General features: G+C 74.9%; 13 protein-coding genes and 1 pseudogene. 5 read left to right on the top strand and 9 right to left on the bottom strand.

The genetic code is table 11. The features are described 5' to 3' along the window. Window positions 1–124: pseudogene (locus PUR71_RS41075) on the top strand (IS630 family transposase); the annotation flags it as partial. Window positions 125–207: 83 nt separating this feature from the next. On the opposite strand, the gene PUR71_RS03960 reads toward PUR71_RS41075, so the two are convergent. The 5 genes from PUR71_RS03960 to PUR71_RS03940 are packed head-to-tail and all read right to left on the bottom strand — an operon-like array spanning window position 208 to window position 7,841. Then, entirely contained in the window at window positions 208–1,572 is a 1,365-nt protein-coding gene (locus PUR71_RS03960) for a nitrate/nitrite transporter (RefSeq protein ID WP_329924901.1), read from the bottom strand. Further along, the gene (gene nirD, locus PUR71_RS03955) at window positions 1,569–1,922 is read right to left on the bottom strand and encodes a nitrite reductase small subunit NirD (protein WP_329924900.1); all 354 of its coding nucleotides are present in this window, start codon (window positions 1,920–1,922) and stop codon (window positions 1,569–1,571) included. Before nirD ends, PUR71_RS03960 begins: the two co-directional genes overlap by 4 nt. Next, entirely contained in the window at window positions 1,919–4,522 is a 2,604-nt protein-coding gene (gene nirB / locus PUR71_RS03950) for a nitrite reductase large subunit NirB (protein WP_329924899.1), read from the bottom strand. Before nirB ends, nirD begins: the two co-directional genes overlap by 4 nt. Beyond that, window positions 4,519–5,730, bottom strand: a complete 1,212-nt coding sequence (locus tag PUR71_RS03945; RefSeq protein ID WP_329924898.1) for an NAD(P)/FAD-dependent oxidoreductase — start codon at window positions 5,728–5,730, stop codon at window positions 4,519–4,521. The genes nirB and PUR71_RS03945 overlap by 4 nt, the downstream gene beginning before the upstream one ends. After that, window positions 5,727–7,841, bottom strand: a complete 2,115-nt coding sequence (locus PUR71_RS03940; protein ID WP_329924897.1) for a molybdopterin oxidoreductase family protein — start codon at window positions 7,839–7,841, stop codon at window positions 5,727–5,729. Before PUR71_RS03940 ends, PUR71_RS03945 begins: the two co-directional genes overlap by 4 nt. A gap of 203 nt (window positions 7,842–8,044) precedes the next feature. Between PUR71_RS03940 and PUR71_RS03935 the strand changes: the two genes are divergently transcribed. Continuing rightward, window positions 8,045–9,169 carry a uroporphyrinogen-III synthase gene (locus tag PUR71_RS03935; protein WP_443077339.1) on the top strand — a complete coding sequence of 375 codons (1,125 nt, stop codon included), beginning with the start codon at window positions 8,045–8,047 and terminating at the stop codon, window positions 9,167–9,169. Next, on the top strand, window positions 9,169–9,864 hold the full coding sequence (locus tag PUR71_RS03930) for a sirohydrochlorin chelatase (RefSeq protein ID WP_329924895.1): 696 nt from the start codon (window positions 9,169–9,171) through the stop codon (window positions 9,862–9,864). The genes PUR71_RS03935 and PUR71_RS03930 overlap by 1 nt, the downstream gene beginning before the upstream one ends. A 192-nt stretch (window positions 9,865–10,056) precedes the next feature. Here the strand turns inward: PUR71_RS03930 and PUR71_RS03925 are convergent, their stop codons facing one another. Beyond that, window positions 10,057–11,658 (bottom strand): purple acid phosphatase family protein, encoded by a 1,602-nt coding sequence (locus PUR71_RS03925; RefSeq protein ID WP_329924894.1) that lies wholly within the window; start codon window positions 11,656–11,658, stop codon window positions 10,057–10,059. 157 nt (window positions 11,659–11,815) lie between these two features. Between PUR71_RS03925 and PUR71_RS03920 the strand changes: the two genes are divergently transcribed. After that, on the top strand, window positions 11,816–12,154 hold the full coding sequence (locus PUR71_RS03920; RefSeq protein ID WP_329924893.1) for a hypothetical protein: 339 nt from the start codon (window positions 11,816–11,818) through the stop codon (window positions 12,152–12,154). A 12-nt stretch (window positions 12,155–12,166) separates the two neighbouring features. Here PUR71_RS03920 and PUR71_RS03915 read toward each other — a convergent pair whose 3' ends face one another. Next, a complete protein-coding gene (locus tag PUR71_RS03915) occupies window positions 12,167–12,952 on the bottom strand; it encodes a DUF1963 domain-containing protein (RefSeq protein ID WP_329924892.1) in 786 nt (261 codons plus the stop codon). A 204-nt stretch (window positions 12,953–13,156) separates the two neighbouring features. Between PUR71_RS03915 and PUR71_RS03910 the strand changes: the two genes are divergently transcribed. After that, window positions 13,157–14,212 carry an NAD-dependent epimerase/dehydratase family protein gene (locus tag PUR71_RS03910; RefSeq protein WP_329924891.1) on the top strand — a complete coding sequence of 352 codons (1,056 nt, stop codon included), beginning with the start codon at window positions 13,157–13,159 and terminating at the stop codon, window positions 14,210–14,212. Here PUR71_RS03910 and PUR71_RS03905 read toward each other — a convergent pair. After that, a complete protein-coding gene (locus PUR71_RS03905) occupies window positions 14,209–15,354 on the bottom strand; it encodes a sensor histidine kinase (protein WP_329924890.1) in 1,146 nt (381 codons plus the stop codon). The two genes, PUR71_RS03910 and PUR71_RS03905, sit on opposite strands and share 4 nt — an antisense overlap. Continuing rightward, the gene (locus PUR71_RS03900) at window positions 15,351–16,088 is read right to left on the bottom strand and encodes a response regulator transcription factor (RefSeq protein ID WP_329924889.1); all 738 of its coding nucleotides are present in this window, start codon (window positions 16,086–16,088) and stop codon (window positions 15,351–15,353) included. Before PUR71_RS03900 ends, PUR71_RS03905 begins: the two co-directional genes overlap by 4 nt. Window positions 16,089–16,095 lie beyond the last annotated feature (7 nt).

Below are 16,095 nucleotides of genomic sequence, written 5' to 3'. Positions count from 1 at the left end.
TCTGGAGCGACTCGCCGCGGTCGTCCGCAACCGCCTCAAACGGCTCCAGTACCGATCCGACGTCCTCGACGGCTTCCTCACCGGGACCGGACTCTCCCTCGACCTCCCACCGCCATCACCTTGAAGCGCCGAAGTCAGTAATCGCCAACCCCCGGCCCCGCGCGCCGGGCGGCCCGAACGGCTCACGCGCCCCCCGGCCCGCGGGCGTCACGCCGCCTGCCGCACCAGCCCCGCCCGCGCGCCCGGCCGCAGCCAGACGAGCCAGGTGAGCGCCGAGCACGCCAGGTAGGCCGCCAGGAAGCCGACGTACGCGGCGTCCCCGTTGTGGCTGGCCTGGAACGACTGCCGGAAGGCGAGGTTGACGAGCACCCCGCCGAACGCCCCGATCGCGCCCGCGAGCCCGATGAGCGCGGCGGAGCGCCGCCGTGCGGCGGCCTCCGCCACCGCCGGGTCGGCGCCCGCGGCGACGGCGGCGCGGGCCCGGCCCTGGTAGTGCGCGGGGATCATCTTGTACGTCGAGCCGTTGCCGATCCCGCTGAGCACGAACAGCGCGACGAACCCGGCCAGGAACAGCGGCAGCGAGCCCGCCCGGGAGGCGGCGAGCACGACGGCCGTCCCGGCGCCCATGGCGGCGAACGTCGCGAGCGTGACGCGCGCCCCGCCCCAGCGGTCGGCCAGCCGCCCGCCGACGGGCCGCAGCAACGAGCCGAGCAGCGGACCGAGGAAGGTGAGCGCGGCGGCCTTGACCGGGGTGTCGAAGCGGTCGTGGAACTGCACCTGGAGCACCTGCCCGAAGGCGAAGCCGAACCCGATGAACGAGCCGAACGTGCCGATGTACAGCACGGACACGGCCCAGCCGTACGGGTCCCGCGCCACCTCGCGCAGCGACCGGCCCTCCTTCCCGCCGGAAGACGGCACCGCCAGGTTGTCCATCTTCCACCACGCCCCCGCCGCCGCGAGCACGATCAGCGGCAGGTAGATCAGCGGCAGCAGCCGCGGGTGGGCCGCCCCCGCCGTGGCGAGGACGAGCAACCCGAGCAGTTGCACGGCCGGCACGCCGAGGTTGCCGCCGCCCGCGTTGATGCCGAGCGCCCAGCCCTTGAGCCGGTGCGGGTAGAAGGCGTTGATGTTGGCCATGGACGAGGCGAAGTTGCCGCCGCCGACGCCGGCCACGCAGGCCACCGCGAGCAGCGTCCCGTACGGGACGCCGGGCCGCAGGACGAGGGCCGCGAGCGCCGTCGGCACGAGCAGCAGCAGGGCGCTGATCACCGTCCAGTTCCGCCCGCCGAACCGCGCGACGGCGAAGGTGTACGGCAGGCGCAGCAGCGCGCCGAGCGCCGTGGGGAGCGCGGTGAGCGTGAACTTGCCCGCCGTGTCGATGTGGTACTCGGGCCCGAGGAAGAGCACGAGGACCGACCACAGGCTCCACACCGAGAAGCCGATGTGCTCGGAGAGGACGGAGAAGACGAGGTTGCGCCGGGCGATGCGGGCGCCGGAGCGCTGCCAGAACTCCTCGTCCTCCGGGTCCCAGGCGTGCGGTCCGGTCGCTCTGGTGTCCACCGCAGTCGTCACCGCGCACCTCCCGCGACCCGGACCGGCCACAGCTTCAGGACGGCCGGGCTGCCGTCGGGGGCGGTCTCCTCGTCGAGGCAGCGGCCGTCGGTGAGGTCGAAGACGTGCTTGTACATGGGCGAGGCGAGGGTCGGGCGGTCGCCGCGGCTGCCGAGCAGGCCGCGGGAGAGCACCTGGGCGCCGCTGAACGGGTCGAGGTTGTCGACGGCGTACAGCGTCCCGGCGCGGTCGACGAACACCGCCACCTGCTGGGCCTCGCCGATCAGCGCGGCGACGCCGCGTCCGGGCTGCAGGTCGTCGAGGGTGCAGACGGCGTGCCAATGGGTGCCGTCGTGGATCTGAACGGTCACGGGGTGAGCACCTCCAGTCGGGCTCCGGCGACGAGCACCGGGGCGTTGGGGCCGGTGAGGGCGGCGAGGGGGTGTCCGTCCTCACCCGGGCGGGCGGGGCGGATCTGGCCGCGTTCGGGGACGAAGGTCACGGTCGGGTCGGGGGTCCCGGGGGCGTTGACGAACGAGGAGAAGCGCCGCAGCCGGTCGGGGTCGGCCAGGGTCTCGGCCCATTCGTCGCGGTAGCCGCCGATGTGACGGGCCATCAGGTCGTCGAGCTCGGCGGCGATGCCGAGCGAGTCGTCGAGGACGACGGCCCGCAGGTGGTCGAGGCCGCCCTCCAGGCGCTCCAGCCAGACCGAGGTGCGTTCGAGGCGGTCGGCGGTGCGGATGTAGAACATCAGGAAGCGGTCGATGGTGCGGATGAGCGTCTCACGGTCGAGGTCGGCGGCGAGCAGGTCGGCATGGCGTGGCGTCATGCCGCCGTTGCCGCCGACGTAGAGGTTCCAGCCGGCCGAGGTGGCGATGATGCCGAAGTCCTTGCTCTGCGCCTCCGCGCACTCGCGGGCGCAGCCGGAGACGGCGGACTTGAGCTTGTGCGGGGAGCGCAACCCCCGGTAGCGGAGCTCCAGTTCGATGGCGAGCGTGGTGGAGTCCTGGACGCCGTAGCGGCACCAGGTCTCGCCGACGCAGGACTTCACGGTGCGCAGTGACTTGCCGTAGGCGTGGCCGGACTCGAAGCCGGCGTCGACCAGCTTGCGCCAGATCACCGGGAGCTCGTCGACGGTGGCGCCGAACATGTCGATCCGCTGGCCGCCGGTGAGCTTGGTGTAGAGGCCGTGGTCGCGGGCGATCTCGCCGATCGCGATGAGGCCCTCGGGGGTGATCTCGCCGCCGGGCACCCGCGGGACGACGGAGTAGGAGCCGTTGCGCTGGAGGTTGGCGAGGAAGTGGTCGTTGGAGTCCTGGAGGGCGGCCTGCTCGCCGTCGAGGATGTGGCCGTTGCCGAGGCTGGCCAGGATGGAGGCGACGGTGGGCTTGCAGACCTCGCAGCCCTCGCCGCTGCCGTGCCGGTCGAGCAGGTCGGAGAAGGCGGTGATGCCGGTGACGCGGACGATCTCGTACAGCTCGGCGCGGGTGTGGGCGAAGTGCTCGCACAGGCCCTTGGCGGTGCTGACCCCGGCCGCCTCCAGCTCCTCGGTGACGACGGCGGCGAGCATCGTGACGCAGCTGCCGCAGCCGGTGCCGGCCCGGGTGCACTTCTTGACGGCGGCGACGCTGTCGCAGCCCTGGTCGCGGACGGCGGTGCGGACGGCGCCCTGCGTCACGTTGTGGCAGGAGCAGAGCACCGCGTCGTCGGGCAGCGCGACCGGCCCCGCGTTCGCGAACCCGGCGGGCAGCACGAGCTGTTCGGGCGGGACGGTGAGCGGCTTGCCGGCCACCGCGAGCGGACGCAGCGTGCCGTAGGCGTCGGTGTCGCCGACCAGGACGCCGCCGAGCAGGGCGCCGTCCGGGCCGATGACGAGCTTGCGGTAGACGCCGCCGCGGCTGTCGCTGTAGAGCACGTCGAGCGCGCCCTCGGCGGTGCCGTGCGGGTCGCCGAAGCTGGCCACGTCGACGCCGAGGAGCTTGAGCTTGGTGGAGGTGTCGGCGCCGGTGAAGCCCTCTCCCGGCAGCTGCGCCAGGGTGCGGGCGGCGGTCTCGGCCATCTGGTAGCCGGGGGCGACGAGGCCGTAGACGCGGCCGTCGGCGGCCTGGGCGCACTCGCCGATGGCGAGGATCGCCGGGTCGGCGGTGCGGCAGTGCTCGTCGACGACGACGCCGCCGCGGGCGCCGACCGGCAGGTCGCAGTCGCGGGCGAGCTGGTCGCGGGCGCGCACGCCGGCCGAGAACACCACGAGGTCGGCGGCGAGTTCGCGGCCGTCGGAGAGCGCGAGCCCGGTGACCCGGCCGTCCTCGCCGGTGACGACACCGCTCGCGCCGGCGCTGGTGTGCACCGTCACGCCGAGATCCTCGATCTTGCGGCGGAGCACGGCGCCGCCGCCGTCGTCGACCTGGACGGCCATCAGGCGGGGCGCGAACTCGACGACGTGGGTGGCCAGTCCGCCGGCCCGCAGCGCGCCGGCGGCCTCCAGGCCGAGCAGTCCGCCGCCGACGACGACGCCGGTGCGGGCCTTCGCCGCGTCCGCGCGGATCGCCTCGACGTCCTCGATGGTGCGGTAGACGTGGCAGCCGGGCGCGTCCTTGCCGGGCACCGGCGGGACGAACGGGACGGAGCCGGTGGCCAGCACGAGGGCGTCGTAGCGGACGTCGGCACCGGACCGGGTGGTGACGGTCCGCCCGGCCCGGTCGATCGCGGTGACCGGGTCGCCGAGGCGCAGGTCGATGCCGTGCTCGGCGGGGAAGCCGGGCGGGCACAGCGAGAGGTCCTCGGCGGTGCGGCCGTCGAACAGCGCGCTCAGGTGGACCCGGTCGTACGCGGGCCGGGGCTCCTCGGCGAGCACGGTGACCCGCCAGCCGGCCGCGGCGGGGTGCGCGGTGAACGCCTCCAGGAAGCGCTGGCCGACCATGCCGTGGCCGACCACGACCAGGTCCCGGATGCTGCGGGGGTCAGGGGTCATCGCGGTACTCCTCGGGTGAGCAGGTGCAGGGGGTGGCCGCCGAGCGGTCCTTCGCTCTCGAAGGCGCCGGCCAGCGCGTCCACGGTGGCCAGGTCGCCGAGCAGGATCGCGCCGACCAGGCGGTCGCCGCGCAGGACGAGCTTCTTGTAGCTGCCGCGGGTCGCGTCGGCGATCCGCAGCACGTCGAGGCCGGGGTCGAGGGTCTCGTCCACGGCTCCGAAGGCCGCGTACTCCAGGTCGCCGGTGCTGAGCCGGGCGCGCTGGAGGCTGCCGGTGTAGCGGGCGTCCGGGTCGGCGCCGGACAGTCGCCGGGCGAGCGCGTCGGCCTGTTCCCAGGCGGGGCCGGCGAGGCCGTGGACGGTGCCGCGGTGCTCGGCGCAGTCGCCGATCGCGGACACGTGCGGGGCGGCGGTGGCGAGCCGGTCGTCCACCAGGATCCCGGTGCCGACCGGCAGCCCGGCGCCGTACGCGAGGGCGGTGCGGGGGCGGGTGCCGCAGGCGAGCACGACCAGCTCGCAGTCGAGCCGGTAGCCGTTGGCCAGCTCCACCGCGCCGACGTTCTCGCCGCCGTGGACGGCGCGGGCGCGGTTGCGGGCGTAGGTCTCGACGCCGAGCGCGAGCAGCCGCTCCCGCAGCACCTCGGCCGCCTCCTGATCGAGCTGGCGCTCGATCAGGTGCGGTCCCTGGTGGACGATTTCGGTACGGACGCCGAGGGTGGCGAGCGCCCGGGCGGCGCTCACGCCGAGCACCCCGCCGCCGATCACCACCGCGCGCTTCGCGGTGACGGCCTCCTCGGCGAGGCGCCCGCAGTCCTCCAGCGTGCGCAGGGTGTGCACGCCCTCGGTCAGGCCCAGCCCGTCGGGCCGGCGCAGCCCGCGCACGGGCGGCAGCACCGGGTTGGAGCCGGTCGCCAGGACGAGCTCGTCCCACGGCTCGACGGTGCCGTCGGCCAGGGCCAGCGTGCGGGCGGCCGGGTCGAGGGCCACCACCTCACAGCCGGGCCGGGCCTCGGCGCCGCCGAGCGGCAGCGCGATCGACTCGGCGTCGTAGCGCCCGGCCAGGACGTCCGCGAGCAGCACCCGGTTGTAGGGCGCGCGCGGCTCGGCGCCGTAGACGGTGACGGTGCCGGGCCCGCCGAGCGCGCCGTAGCGCTCGGCGAAGCGGGCGCCGGCCATGCCGCCGCCGACGACGGCGATCCTCGGGTTCATCGGGCGGCCTCCTCTTGGGCCCGTTCCACCCGGACGGCGCACAGCTTGAACTCCGGCATCCGGGAGACGGGGTCGAGCGCCGGGTTGGTCAGGCTGTTCGCCCGGCCCGCGCCCGGCCAGTGGAAGGGCATGAACACGGTGTCCGCCCGGATCGCGTCGGTGATCCGCGCCGGGGCCACCGCCCGTCCGCGCCGGCTGGTCACCGCCACCGGCTCGCCCTCGGCCACCCCGAGCCGCTCGGCGAGCCGGGGGTTCAGCTCGACGAACGGGCCGGGCGCGGCCTTGGTGAGCTCGGCCACCCGGCGGGTCTGCGCACCGCTCTGGTACTGGGCGAGCACCCGGCCGGTGGTCAGGTACAGCGGGTACTCCTCGTCCGGCTCCTCGCCGGCCGGGCGGTGGGTGACGGCCGCGAAGCGGGCCCGTCCGTCCGGCGTCGCGTACCGGTCGAGGAAGAGGCGCCTGGTGCCCGGGTGGTCCTCGGCCGGGCACGGCCAGAACACGCCGTCCTCCGCCACGATCCGCCGGTAGCTGATGCCCGCGTAGTCGGCGTCGCCGCCGGCCGAGGCGCGGCGCAGCTCGTCGAAGGCCTCCTCGGCGTCCGTCGGGAAGCCGGTCGCGACGCCCAGGCGGGCCGCGAGTTCGCGCAGCACCCACAGCTCGCTGCGGACGCCCTCCGGCGGCTCGAAGGCGCGGCGGCGCAGGATGACCCGGCCCTCCAGGTTCGTGGTGGTGCCGTCCTCCTCCGCCCACTGCGTCACGGGCAGGACGACGTCGGCGAGGCGGGCCGTCTCGGAGAGCACCAGGTCGGCGACGACCAGCAGGTCCAGCGCGCGCAGCCGTTCGGTGACGTGCCGGGCGTTCGGCGCGGACACCGCCGGGTTGGAGCCGGCCAGCAGCAGCGCCCGGACGCCGTCCGGCCGGCCGAGGCCGTCCAGCAGCTCGTACGCCGACTTGCCGGGGCCCGGGAGGCTCTCGGCCGGCACGCCCCACACCCGGGCGACGTGCGCCCGGGCGGCCGGGTCCTCGATCGAGCGGTAGCCGGGCAACTGGTCGGCCTTCTGGCCGTGTTCGCGCCCGCCCTGCCCGTTGCCCTGGCCGGTCAGGCAGCCGTAGCCGCTGAACGGGCGGCCGGAGTGGCCGGTCGCCAGGCACAGGTTGATCCACGCGCCGACGGTGTCGGTGCCCTTGCTCTGCTGCTCGGGGCCGCGCGCGGTGAGCACCATGCCGGTCGTGGCGGTGCCGAACAGCCTTGCTGCCTCGCGCAGTCGGTTGGCGGGGACGCCGGTGATCCGCTCGACGCGGTCCGGCCAGTGCGCCATCGCGGCCTCCCGGGCCGCATCGAAGCCGGTCGTCCGCTCGGCGACGAATTCCTTGTCCACCAGGCCGTCGGCGATCACCAGGTGCAGCAGGCCGAGCGCGAGCGCGAGGTCGCCGCCGGGGCGGGGCTGGAGGTGCAGGTCGGCGAGCTCGGCGGTGCGGGTGCGGCGCGGGTCGACGACGATCAACGTGCCGCCGTTCTCGCGCAGTTCGCGGAAGTAGCGGACGGCCGGCGGCATCGTTTCGGCCGGGTTGGCGCCGACCAGGATCAGGCAGCCGGTGTGCGGGACGTCCTCCAGCGGGAACGGCAGGCCGCGGTCCAGGCCGAAGGCCCTGCGGTGCGCGGCCGCCGCCGAGGACATGCAGAAGCGGCCGTTATAGTCGATGTTCGCGGTGCGCAGCACCACTCGGGCGAACTTGCCCAGCAGGTACGCCTTCTCGTTCGTCAGCCCGCCGCCGCCGAACACCCCCACCGCGTCCGGACCGTACTCCTCCCTCGTACGGGTGAGCCCGTCCGCCACGCGGTCCAGCGCCTCCGGCCAGCCCGCCGCGCGCAGCGGGCCGCCGGGCCGGTCGCGCAGCAGCGGGCCGGTGAGCCGGACGTCCCGGGCGAGCACGGCCGCCGCCGAGCGGCCCTTGCCGCACAGCGCGCCGCGGTTCACCGGGAACTCCGGCCGGTCCAGCACCTCGGGCGCGCCGTCGACACCGCTCAGCCGCATGCCGCACTGCAGCGAGCAGTACGGGCAGTGGGTGTCGGTGGTCGGCGGCGGGGCCGGCGGGCCGGTGAGGTTCATGCCGAGGAATGTCCGCCTCCGCCGTTTCGCCACTGCGTCACCCGTGTTGCGGGCGCGGTACGCCTCCCTCACGGCCTCGGGGCCCCAGAGTGCGTGGGAGGGGACACCGGCCGTAACCGGAGCAGCCGTTTCGCTTACCTGGGGGTGACGGGCGGGCAACGCCCCCGTAACGTGCGCGCCGCACGCTGACCCGCATGGCAAGCATGGCAGCTCCCACCACCCGGCCCGGGCCCCTCACCGGCTTCACCGTCGGGGTCACCGCGGCGCGCCGCCGCGAGGAACTCGTCGCCCTCCTCACCCGGCGCGGCGCGCAGGTGGTCGAGGCGCCCGTGCTGCGCATCCTGCCGCTCGCCGACGACCTCGCCCTGCGCGAGGCCACCGAGCGCTGCCTGGCCGCCCCGCTCGACTACGTCGTCGCCACCACCGGCGTCGGCTGGCGCGGCTGGATGAGCGCCGCCGAGGGATGGGGCCGCGGGGCCGCCCTCGCGGAGGCCTGCCGGGGCGCGGTCGTGCTCAGCCGGGGCCCCAAGGCCACCGGCGCGGTCCGGGCCAGCGGCCTCGGCGAGGGGTTCTCCCCCAGCACCGAAGCCACCGACGAACTCCTCACGTGGCTGCTCGCCCGCCCGCTCGACGGTTGCCGGATCGCCGTCCAGGAGCACGGCGTACGGCTCGACGCCTTCGCGGCGGCCCTGCGCGAGCGCGGCGCCGAGGTCATCTCCGTCCCCGTCTACCGCTGGGCACCGCCGGACGACATGGCCCCGGTGCGGCGGCTGGTCGATCAGACCGCCCGGCGCCAGGTGCACGCGCTGACCTTCACCAGCGCGCCCGCCGTCGCCGCCTTCCTCGCCACGGCGGAGGCCGAGGGCCTGCGCTCACAGGTGCTCGACGCCCTGCGCGGGGACGTCCTGCCGGTGTGCGTGGGCGCGTTGTGCGCCCGCCCGTTCGCGGACCTCGGCCTGCCGACGGTCCATCCGGAACGCGGTCGCCTCGGCTCGCTCGTCCGGCTGCTGGCGGAGACCCTTCCCACCCTCGGCCGCCGCGAAATCCCTCTGGCTGACGCGGTGTTGACCCTCCAGGGCAACGCGGCCCTGGTCGACGGCGAGAGCCACCTCCTCAGCCCCCGCGGCGCCGCCGTCCTCCGCGCCCTCGCCGAACGCCCCGGCCGGGTACTGAGCCGCGCCGAACTCCTGCGCGCGGCCTGGCCGGACGCGAGCGCGGACGAACACGCGGTGGAGGCGGCCGTCGGGCGGCTGCGGGCGGCGCTCGGGCCGCACGCGGGGCTCATCCGGACGGTACCCAAGCGGGGCTACCGATTGGCGGCGGGCTGATGCTGCTGGCCGTGGCCCACGGGAGCCGGGACGTCTCCTCCTCCGCCACAATTCACGCCCTGCTACGCCGTGTTCGTCTCCTGCGTCCCGAACTTCCCATCCGCTGTTGCTTCCTGGACCTGAACAGCCCGTCCCTCGCGGACGCCCTGGTCCGACTGCGCCGCGAGAGGCCCGTCCTGGTCCCCCTGCTCCTGAGCACCGGCTACCACGTGCGCGTCGACATCCCGGCCGCGGTGGCCGCGGCCGGCCTCCCCACCTCCCGGATCGCCCGCGCACTCGGCCCGCACCCCCTGCTCGCCGAAGCCCTGGCAGCGAGGCTGGCGGAAACCGGCGCCGCCCCCGAAGCCCCGGTGGTCCTGGCCGGCGCGGGATCCTGCGACCCGACAGCCATCGCCGAGACGACCCGGATGGCACACCTCCTGGCCACCCGCCTGGGCCGCCCGGTCACCCCGGCCCACCTGTCCGCCGCGGCCCCCACCCCGCACGAGGCCGTGTCCGCCCTCCGCAAGGCCGGCCACCCCGACGTCGCCGTGGCCACCTACCTCCTGGCCCCCGGCTTCTTCGCCCGCCGAGCCGCCACGACGGAGGCGCGGTGGACGAGCCCCCCACTGGCAGCCCACGACGCCCTGGCCCGCCTGATCCTCCACCGCCACGACGAGGCACGCGCGGCGACGGCACTCCCCCTGGCCGCCTGAACCAGAGAGCGTCCGTGTTGTACCCGAACACCCTCAGGGATCTCCTCATGCGCGTCTCACTAGGGGGACTTGCGCGCGCGGTGGCCGCCTCGCGCCTCGGACGGGTCACCGAAGAGACCTGGAGCGGGGTTCTTCACCCCAGAGGGCGACGAGCCCGCCGCGCGGCACGGGCGGCGGGCCCTCGCCAGTGCGTTACCGCCTCCCGGCGGCCGCTCGGCGGGCGGCGTGGTCGTCCTCGTCCTGGGAGTCGTCGTCGCCCCAGCCGTCGCTGCGGTCGCGGTACAGCGTGAACCGGTCGTACAGCGCCGGGGTCGGGAGCGGGTCGGCCGCGGTGGCCGGGGCGGAGTGGTAGTAGCTCACGGTGATGCTGGTGCGGCCGCCCGGCAGCAGGCCCGGGTCGACGTCGAAGACCGCCACGCCGTAGGGGTACTTGGTGTCGGGGTCGGTCACCGCCGACCAGCGGGCCTTCTCCTTGGCGTCCGGGTCGGCCTTGAAGGTGAGGCGCTGGGCGCGGACGAAGGCCTCCCGGACGCCGTCGCCGCCGGCCGGGAGGTAGACGTCGTCGTGGCCCGCGGTGCCGCCGCCACCCAGGATGAGGTGGACGGTGCCCTGGGAGGTGTCGATCTGCCGCAGGTCGTCGTCGGCGACGGCCGGGGTGAGGAGGCCGCCCGGTTCGGTGCCGCGGACGGGGTGGGTGCGCTCGTAGTCGTGGTCGTGGCCGGCCAGGACGAGGTCGACGGAGTACCGGTCGAACAGCGGCAGCAGCTTCTCGCGGATGCCCATGTCGCCGCCATGGCTGGCCGAGGACGTGGACATCGCGAACTGGTGCATGCTGACGACGATCCAGTCGACCGCGCTGCCGCTCCGGGCACGGGACAACGTGCGCTCGATCCACCGCAGTTGGGCGCCGTCGCTGTAGTCGCTGATGTAGAGGGAATGCCCGGTGGCGGGGTCGATGCTGGCATCGTCCTCGACCGCGATCTCGTTGCCGTCGAGGCTCAGGAAGAGCACCGAACCGACCTGGAACGCGTACCAGTTGCCGCAGTGGTCACGGGTGCCGTTGTCGGGCAGCTCGAAGCGCGTCAGGTAGGAGGCGTAGCCGAGGTCGCCGCCGCCCGCCTCGACCTCGTGGTTGCCGGGCGCGGGCATCCACGGGCGGCCGGCGGCCGACGTGGACATGTTGTTCATGAAGGCGTTCCAGCACTGCGGCTGGAGCTGGTCGTTGTTGTTCGCGTAGGCGAGGTCGCCGTTGAGCAGGTGGAAGAGCGGGGCGAACTGCTCGACCTGGTGGACGGCGGCGGCGCCGTGGATCGAGGACTTCTTGAAGACGTTGTCGCCGGTGCCGAGGTCGCCGAAGCTGGTGAAGCGGAACGCGGCCCGGCCGCGCCCGGGGGCCGTGCGGAAGGTGCCGCGCACGGGCTGGGCGCCGTCGTGCAGGACGTCGTAGACGTACGTGGTGTCGGGCTTCAGGCCGCGCAGGCGGACGTGGTGGGTGAAGGTCTCGACCTTGTTCAGCCCGTCGACGTACGTCCGCGTCTCGGCGTCGACGCTGTGCCCGGCCCCGCCGCGCGGCATCCCGAGCCGTACGCGTGGGCGGCTCACGCTCGCGGCCGTCGCCCAGGAGACGGTCATCTCGGTGGACGGCTCGTGGCCCCACTGGAGGTGGACCTGCTCGGGGCCGGGCGTGCCGGCGACGGCGGGCTGCGTCCAGAGCAGCGTGGACGCCGGGATCGCCGCGAGGGCGCCGACGGCCGTACCCGTCCGAAGGACCGTTCTGCGCGAGGGATGTGACACTGCCGCCTCCATGGGCTCCGAGAAACGCCCAGGAGACTCCCACGGCGGGCGGTACCGGCGAACCACTTCGGACAGTGCGTCCGGCGAACGCCAGGTGAACGAACCGGTTACCGTGGCCCTCGTCCGACGGCGGCAACGCGATCGAGAGGTCCCGCACGTGTCCACAGCACCGGATTCCCCCGCAGCACCGGCCTGGTACGCCGTCCGGTGCTTCTTCCGCTGGACCAACTGGAGCGACGCGCCCTACGAGGAACGGATCACCCTCTGGCGCGCCGGCTCCTTCGACGAGGCGACGGCCCTCGGCGAGCGCGAGGCGGCGGCGTACGCGGAGGACGGCGGCTTCGAACTGCTGCCGCTCACCCAGGTGTTCGTCCTCGACGCGGACGGCGGCCCGGCGCACGGCAGCGAGGTGTTCTCCCTGCTGCACCGTACGGACATGGCACCGGAGACGTACCTGGACCAGTTCGACCGCGACGGCGGCACCGACCAGCCGTGAGCCGGCGGGCTCCTACACGCCGTAACGGTGGGCGAACGGACGCCCGGGGCAGCTGCGGCACTCGAACAGGCGTATGCCGTCCAGGTCGCCGAGGCTCAGGCCGGCGCCCTCCCCCGTGACGTCGCGGTCCTCGACCGGGGTCCACGCCTGCCGGTCGTCGTGCTCCTCGGTGCTGTCCACCGTCAGCAGGTGGTCCATCGGCGTCGAGCAGCGTGGGCAGACCGGCCACCTCGGCTCCTGCGACCAGCCGGGGTAGCCGCCCAGCTTGGTGCCCGGCGCGGTGGACAGGTGGTACTGGTAGTCCCAGCCCGTCTCCTCCGCCACCTGGTCGAAGCGGGCGTCCAGGGCGTCCCAGAGCTCGTCCGGCAGATCCCAGCTCGGGTACTCCGTCACCGTCTCCGGATGCACGACACAAGGACGCGGCACCCGTCCGTACGGGACGTCCGCAGGCGCCGGCGGGGCCTCCCGCACCTCCCCCACCTCCTCCGCGGACCGCCAGCGGACCAGCGGGACGACCCACTGGCGCGCGTGGCGGCGCGGACACCACAGCACCTGGAGCAGGTCCCGCCCCGCGGGGAAGCCGACGGTGTCCGGCACGTCGGCGTGGTGGATCTGGACGACCGCGACCATCGGCGACCCCGGGTGCTCGGGGCACTGCGGCCACGGCTCCCGCGCCGGCCAGAGCAGCGGCCCGCCGACCGAGCTGTCACGGCACGTCGGCCGGCCCGAGCGCGGGTGCAGCCGCACGGTCTCCCTGCGGAAGGGGGCGAGCTCGGGAAACAGCTCTTCGACGTCCAAGGGGCGCGGTGGAGTTCGACGGGTCACCCGCGGAATGTACCGGCGGCCGAGGCCCGGGCGCACCAGGGATTCGGCCGGAGCCGCACAGGAAGTCGGACCCGCCGAGTTCCTGCACACGGAGGCCTCACCCGAACGGATTACCGAATCCTGACGTCCCCTCCCTGTCCGCCCACCTCGCCGGGCTGCCCGGTTAGCGTCGGCGGCATGGAGATTCTCGTCACCGGCGGTGCCGGGTTCATCGGCTCCGCCGTCGTGCACGCCCTCGTCGCGGCGGGCCACGGCGTGCGGGTGCTGGACGCGCTGCTGCCCGCCGTCCACCCGTCCGGTCTGGCGCCCCGGCTGCCGCCCGGCGTGCCCTTCCTGCACGGGGACGTCCGCGATGCCGTCGTCGTGGAGCAGGCGCTCGACGGAGTGGACGCCGTCTGTCACCAGGCCGCGATGGTCGGTCTCGGCCTGGACCTCGACGACGCGCCCGCCTACGCCGGTTGCAACGACCTCGGCACCGCCGTCCTGCTCGCCGCGATGGCCCGCACCGGCGTCCACCGCCTCGTGCTGGCCGGTTCGATGGTCGTCTACGGCGAGGGCCGCTACCGCTGCCCGGTCCACGGCGACGTCGCACCGGGCCCGCGCCGGCCGGCCGACCTGGACGCGGGCCGGTTCGAGCCGCCGTGCCCGGCCTGCGGCACCTCCCTCGTGCCGGGCCTGGTCGGCGAGGACGCCCCCGCCGACCCGCGCAACGTCTACGCCGCCACCAAGCTCGCCCAGGAGCACCTCGCCTCGGCATGGGCCCGCGCCTGCGGGGGCCGCGTCCTGACGCTCCGCTACCACAACGTGTACGGCCCCGGGATGCCGCGCGACACCCCGTACGCGGGGGTCGCGTCGCTGTTCCGGTCGGCCCTCGCGCGGGGCGAGGCGCCGCGCGTGTTCGAGGACGGCGGCCAGCGACGGGACTTCGTCCACGTCGAGGACGTGGCGGCGGCCAACCTGGCGGCCCTGACCGCGCTCGACGGACGCCCGCCGGGCAGCGCCCGCGCGTACAACGTGGGCAGCGGCGACGTGCGGACGGTCGGCGAGATGGCCCACGCACTGGCGCAGGCCCACGGCGGCCCGGCCCCGGTGGTGACGGGCGACTACCGTCTGGGCGACGTCCGCCACATCACCGCCGACTCCACCCGTCTGCGCGGCGAACTCGGCTGGCGCCCACGGGTGCCGTTCGCCGACGGGATGGCCGAGTTCGCCGCGGCACCGCTGCGGGTCTAGAGCCCCCGCGCGGCCGGGGCCGGGAGGGCGATCTCGAAGCAGCAGCCCCCGTCGACGTTGCGCACGCCCGCCCTCCCGGCGTGGGCCTCGACGATGCCGCGCACGATGGCGAGCCCCAGGCCGCCGCCGCTGTCGCCGCCCTCGCCGGGGTCGCGGCGCGGGGTGCGGGCGGCGCCGCCGCGCCAGCCGGTCTCGAAGACGCGCGACAGGTCCTGCTCCGGGATGCCGCCGCAGCCGTCGGTGACGGAGAGCACGACCTCGTCCGCCTCGCGCCGAGCGGCGACCGCGACGAGGCCGTCCTCGGGGGTGGCCCGGATCGCGTTGACCAGCAGGTTGCCGAGGACGCGGGTGATCTCCCGGCTGTCCACCTCGACGGGCTCGGCGAGCACCTCCCGGCCCTCCAGGCGCACGCCGCGGCGGCGGGCCAGCGGGTAGGCGCCCGCGAGCGCGTCGTCGACCAGGTCGTAGACGCAGACGCGGTCGATGGAGAGCGAGAGGGCGCCGGCCTGGATCCGCGACAGCTCGAACAGGTCGTCGACCATGCCGGTGAGCCGCTCGACCTCGGTGCGGATCCGGACGAGGTAACGCTCCGGCTCGTCGGCGACGCCGTCCTCCAGCGCCTCGGCCATGGCCCGCAGGCCGGCCAGCGGGGTGCGCAGGTCGTGCGAGATCCAGGCGATGAGCTCCCGGCGGGAGCGTTCCAAGGCCTGCTCGCGCGTCCTGGACTCGGCGAGCCGGGCACTGGTAGCGGCCAACTCCTCGCTCAGTGCGGCCAGTTCGGCGCCGAGCGGACGGTCCGGCGCGGCGAACCCGGCGTCGCTGCCGACCGTCCGGGCCGCGGCGGCCAGCGCCCGGCTTCCGGCCACCACCTGGCGCCCGAGCAGGGCGGCGGTGAGGAGCGAGACGACGGCGGCCATGCCGAGCACGGTGATGACGACGCCGAAGTCGTGACGGGAGAGGAACATCTTCCATGCCACCGCGAAGGTGCCCGAGGTCACGGCGACGACGGTCACCACGGCGACCGCGAACAGCGACAGGGCGACGGAGCGCCGGCGCAGCAGCCGGATCGCGGCCCAGCCGAGCAGTCCGGCGCCGCCCGCGCCGAGGGCGGCGTACAGGGCGATCAGCAGGAGGTCCTTCACGCCGCCGCACCCCCGGCCGGGTCGTAGCGGTAGCCGACGCCCCACACGGTGGTGATGAGTGCGGGCGCGGCGGGGTCGTCCTCGATCTTCTCGCGCAGGCGCCGGACGTGAACGGTGACGGTGGAGAGGTCGCCGAAGTCCCAGCCCCAGACGCGCCGCATGAGGTCCTGCCGGGAGAAGACCGTGCCGGGGTGCCGGAGCAGGAACGCGAGCAGGTCGAACTCCCGCAGGGTCAAGGAGAGTTCGCACTCACCGCGCTGCGCCCTCCGGGCCTTGGGGTCGAGGGCGATGTCCCCCGACCGGAGCAGGCCACCGCCCGAGGACGTGGAGCCCGCCCGGGCGCGGCGCAGCACCGACTGCACCCGCAGCACCAGTTCGCGCGGACTGAACGGCTTGGTGACGTAGTCGTCCGCGCCGAGCTCCAGGCCGAGGATCCGGTCGGCCTCGTCCCCCTTGGCGGTGAGCAGCACGACCGGCAGCCCGGCGCCCTCGGCGCAGGCGCGCAGGCGGCGCAGCACCTCCAGGCCGTCGAGGCCGGGGAGCATGAGGTCCAGCACCAGGAGGTCCGGCGGCGCGCTGCGGGCGAGGGCGAGCCCCTCGGCGCCGTCGGCGGCGCGGTCCACACGGTGGCCGGCGCGGGTGAGGTAGCCGGCGACGACCTCGGCCACGGTCGGGTCGTCGTCGATCACCAGGATGCGGGAGGCACCGTTCGCCCCGCCGAGGATGTCGTTCACCCCGCCG

Origin of the sequence: Streptomyces sp. SP17BM10 (genome assembly GCF_036322405.1) — a bacterium.
Taxonomy (GTDB): Bacteria; Actinomycetota; Actinomycetes; order Streptomycetales; family Streptomycetaceae; genus Kitasatospora.
This window is presented reverse-complemented; position numbering and strand designations above follow the sequence as displayed.

What these genes read in the sequence shown, in the direction of transcription:
- nirB (WP_329924899.1), bottom strand. Translation starts at nt 4,522, where the DNA reads ATGACCCCTGACCCCCGCAGCATCCGGGACCTGGTCGTGGTCGGCCAC.
- PUR71_RS03945 (WP_329924898.1), bottom strand. Translation starts at nt 5,730, where the DNA reads ATGAACCCGAGGATCGCCGTCGTCGGCGGCGGCATGGCCGGCGCCCGC.
- PUR71_RS03940 (WP_329924897.1), bottom strand. Translation starts at nt 7,841, where the DNA reads ATGAACCTCACCGGCCCGCCGGCCCCGCCGCCGACCACCGACACCCAC.
- PUR71_RS03935 (WP_443077339.1), top strand. Translation starts at nt 8,045, where the DNA reads ATGGCAGCTCCCACCACCCGGCCCGGGCCCCTCACCGGCTTCACCGTC.
- PUR71_RS03930 (WP_329924895.1), top strand. Translation starts at nt 9,169, where the DNA reads ATGCTGCTGGCCGTGGCCCACGGGAGCCGGGACGTCTCCTCCTCCGCC.
- PUR71_RS03910 (WP_329924891.1), top strand. Translation starts at nt 13,157, where the DNA reads ATGGAGATTCTCGTCACCGGCGGTGCCGGGTTCATCGGCTCCGCCGTC.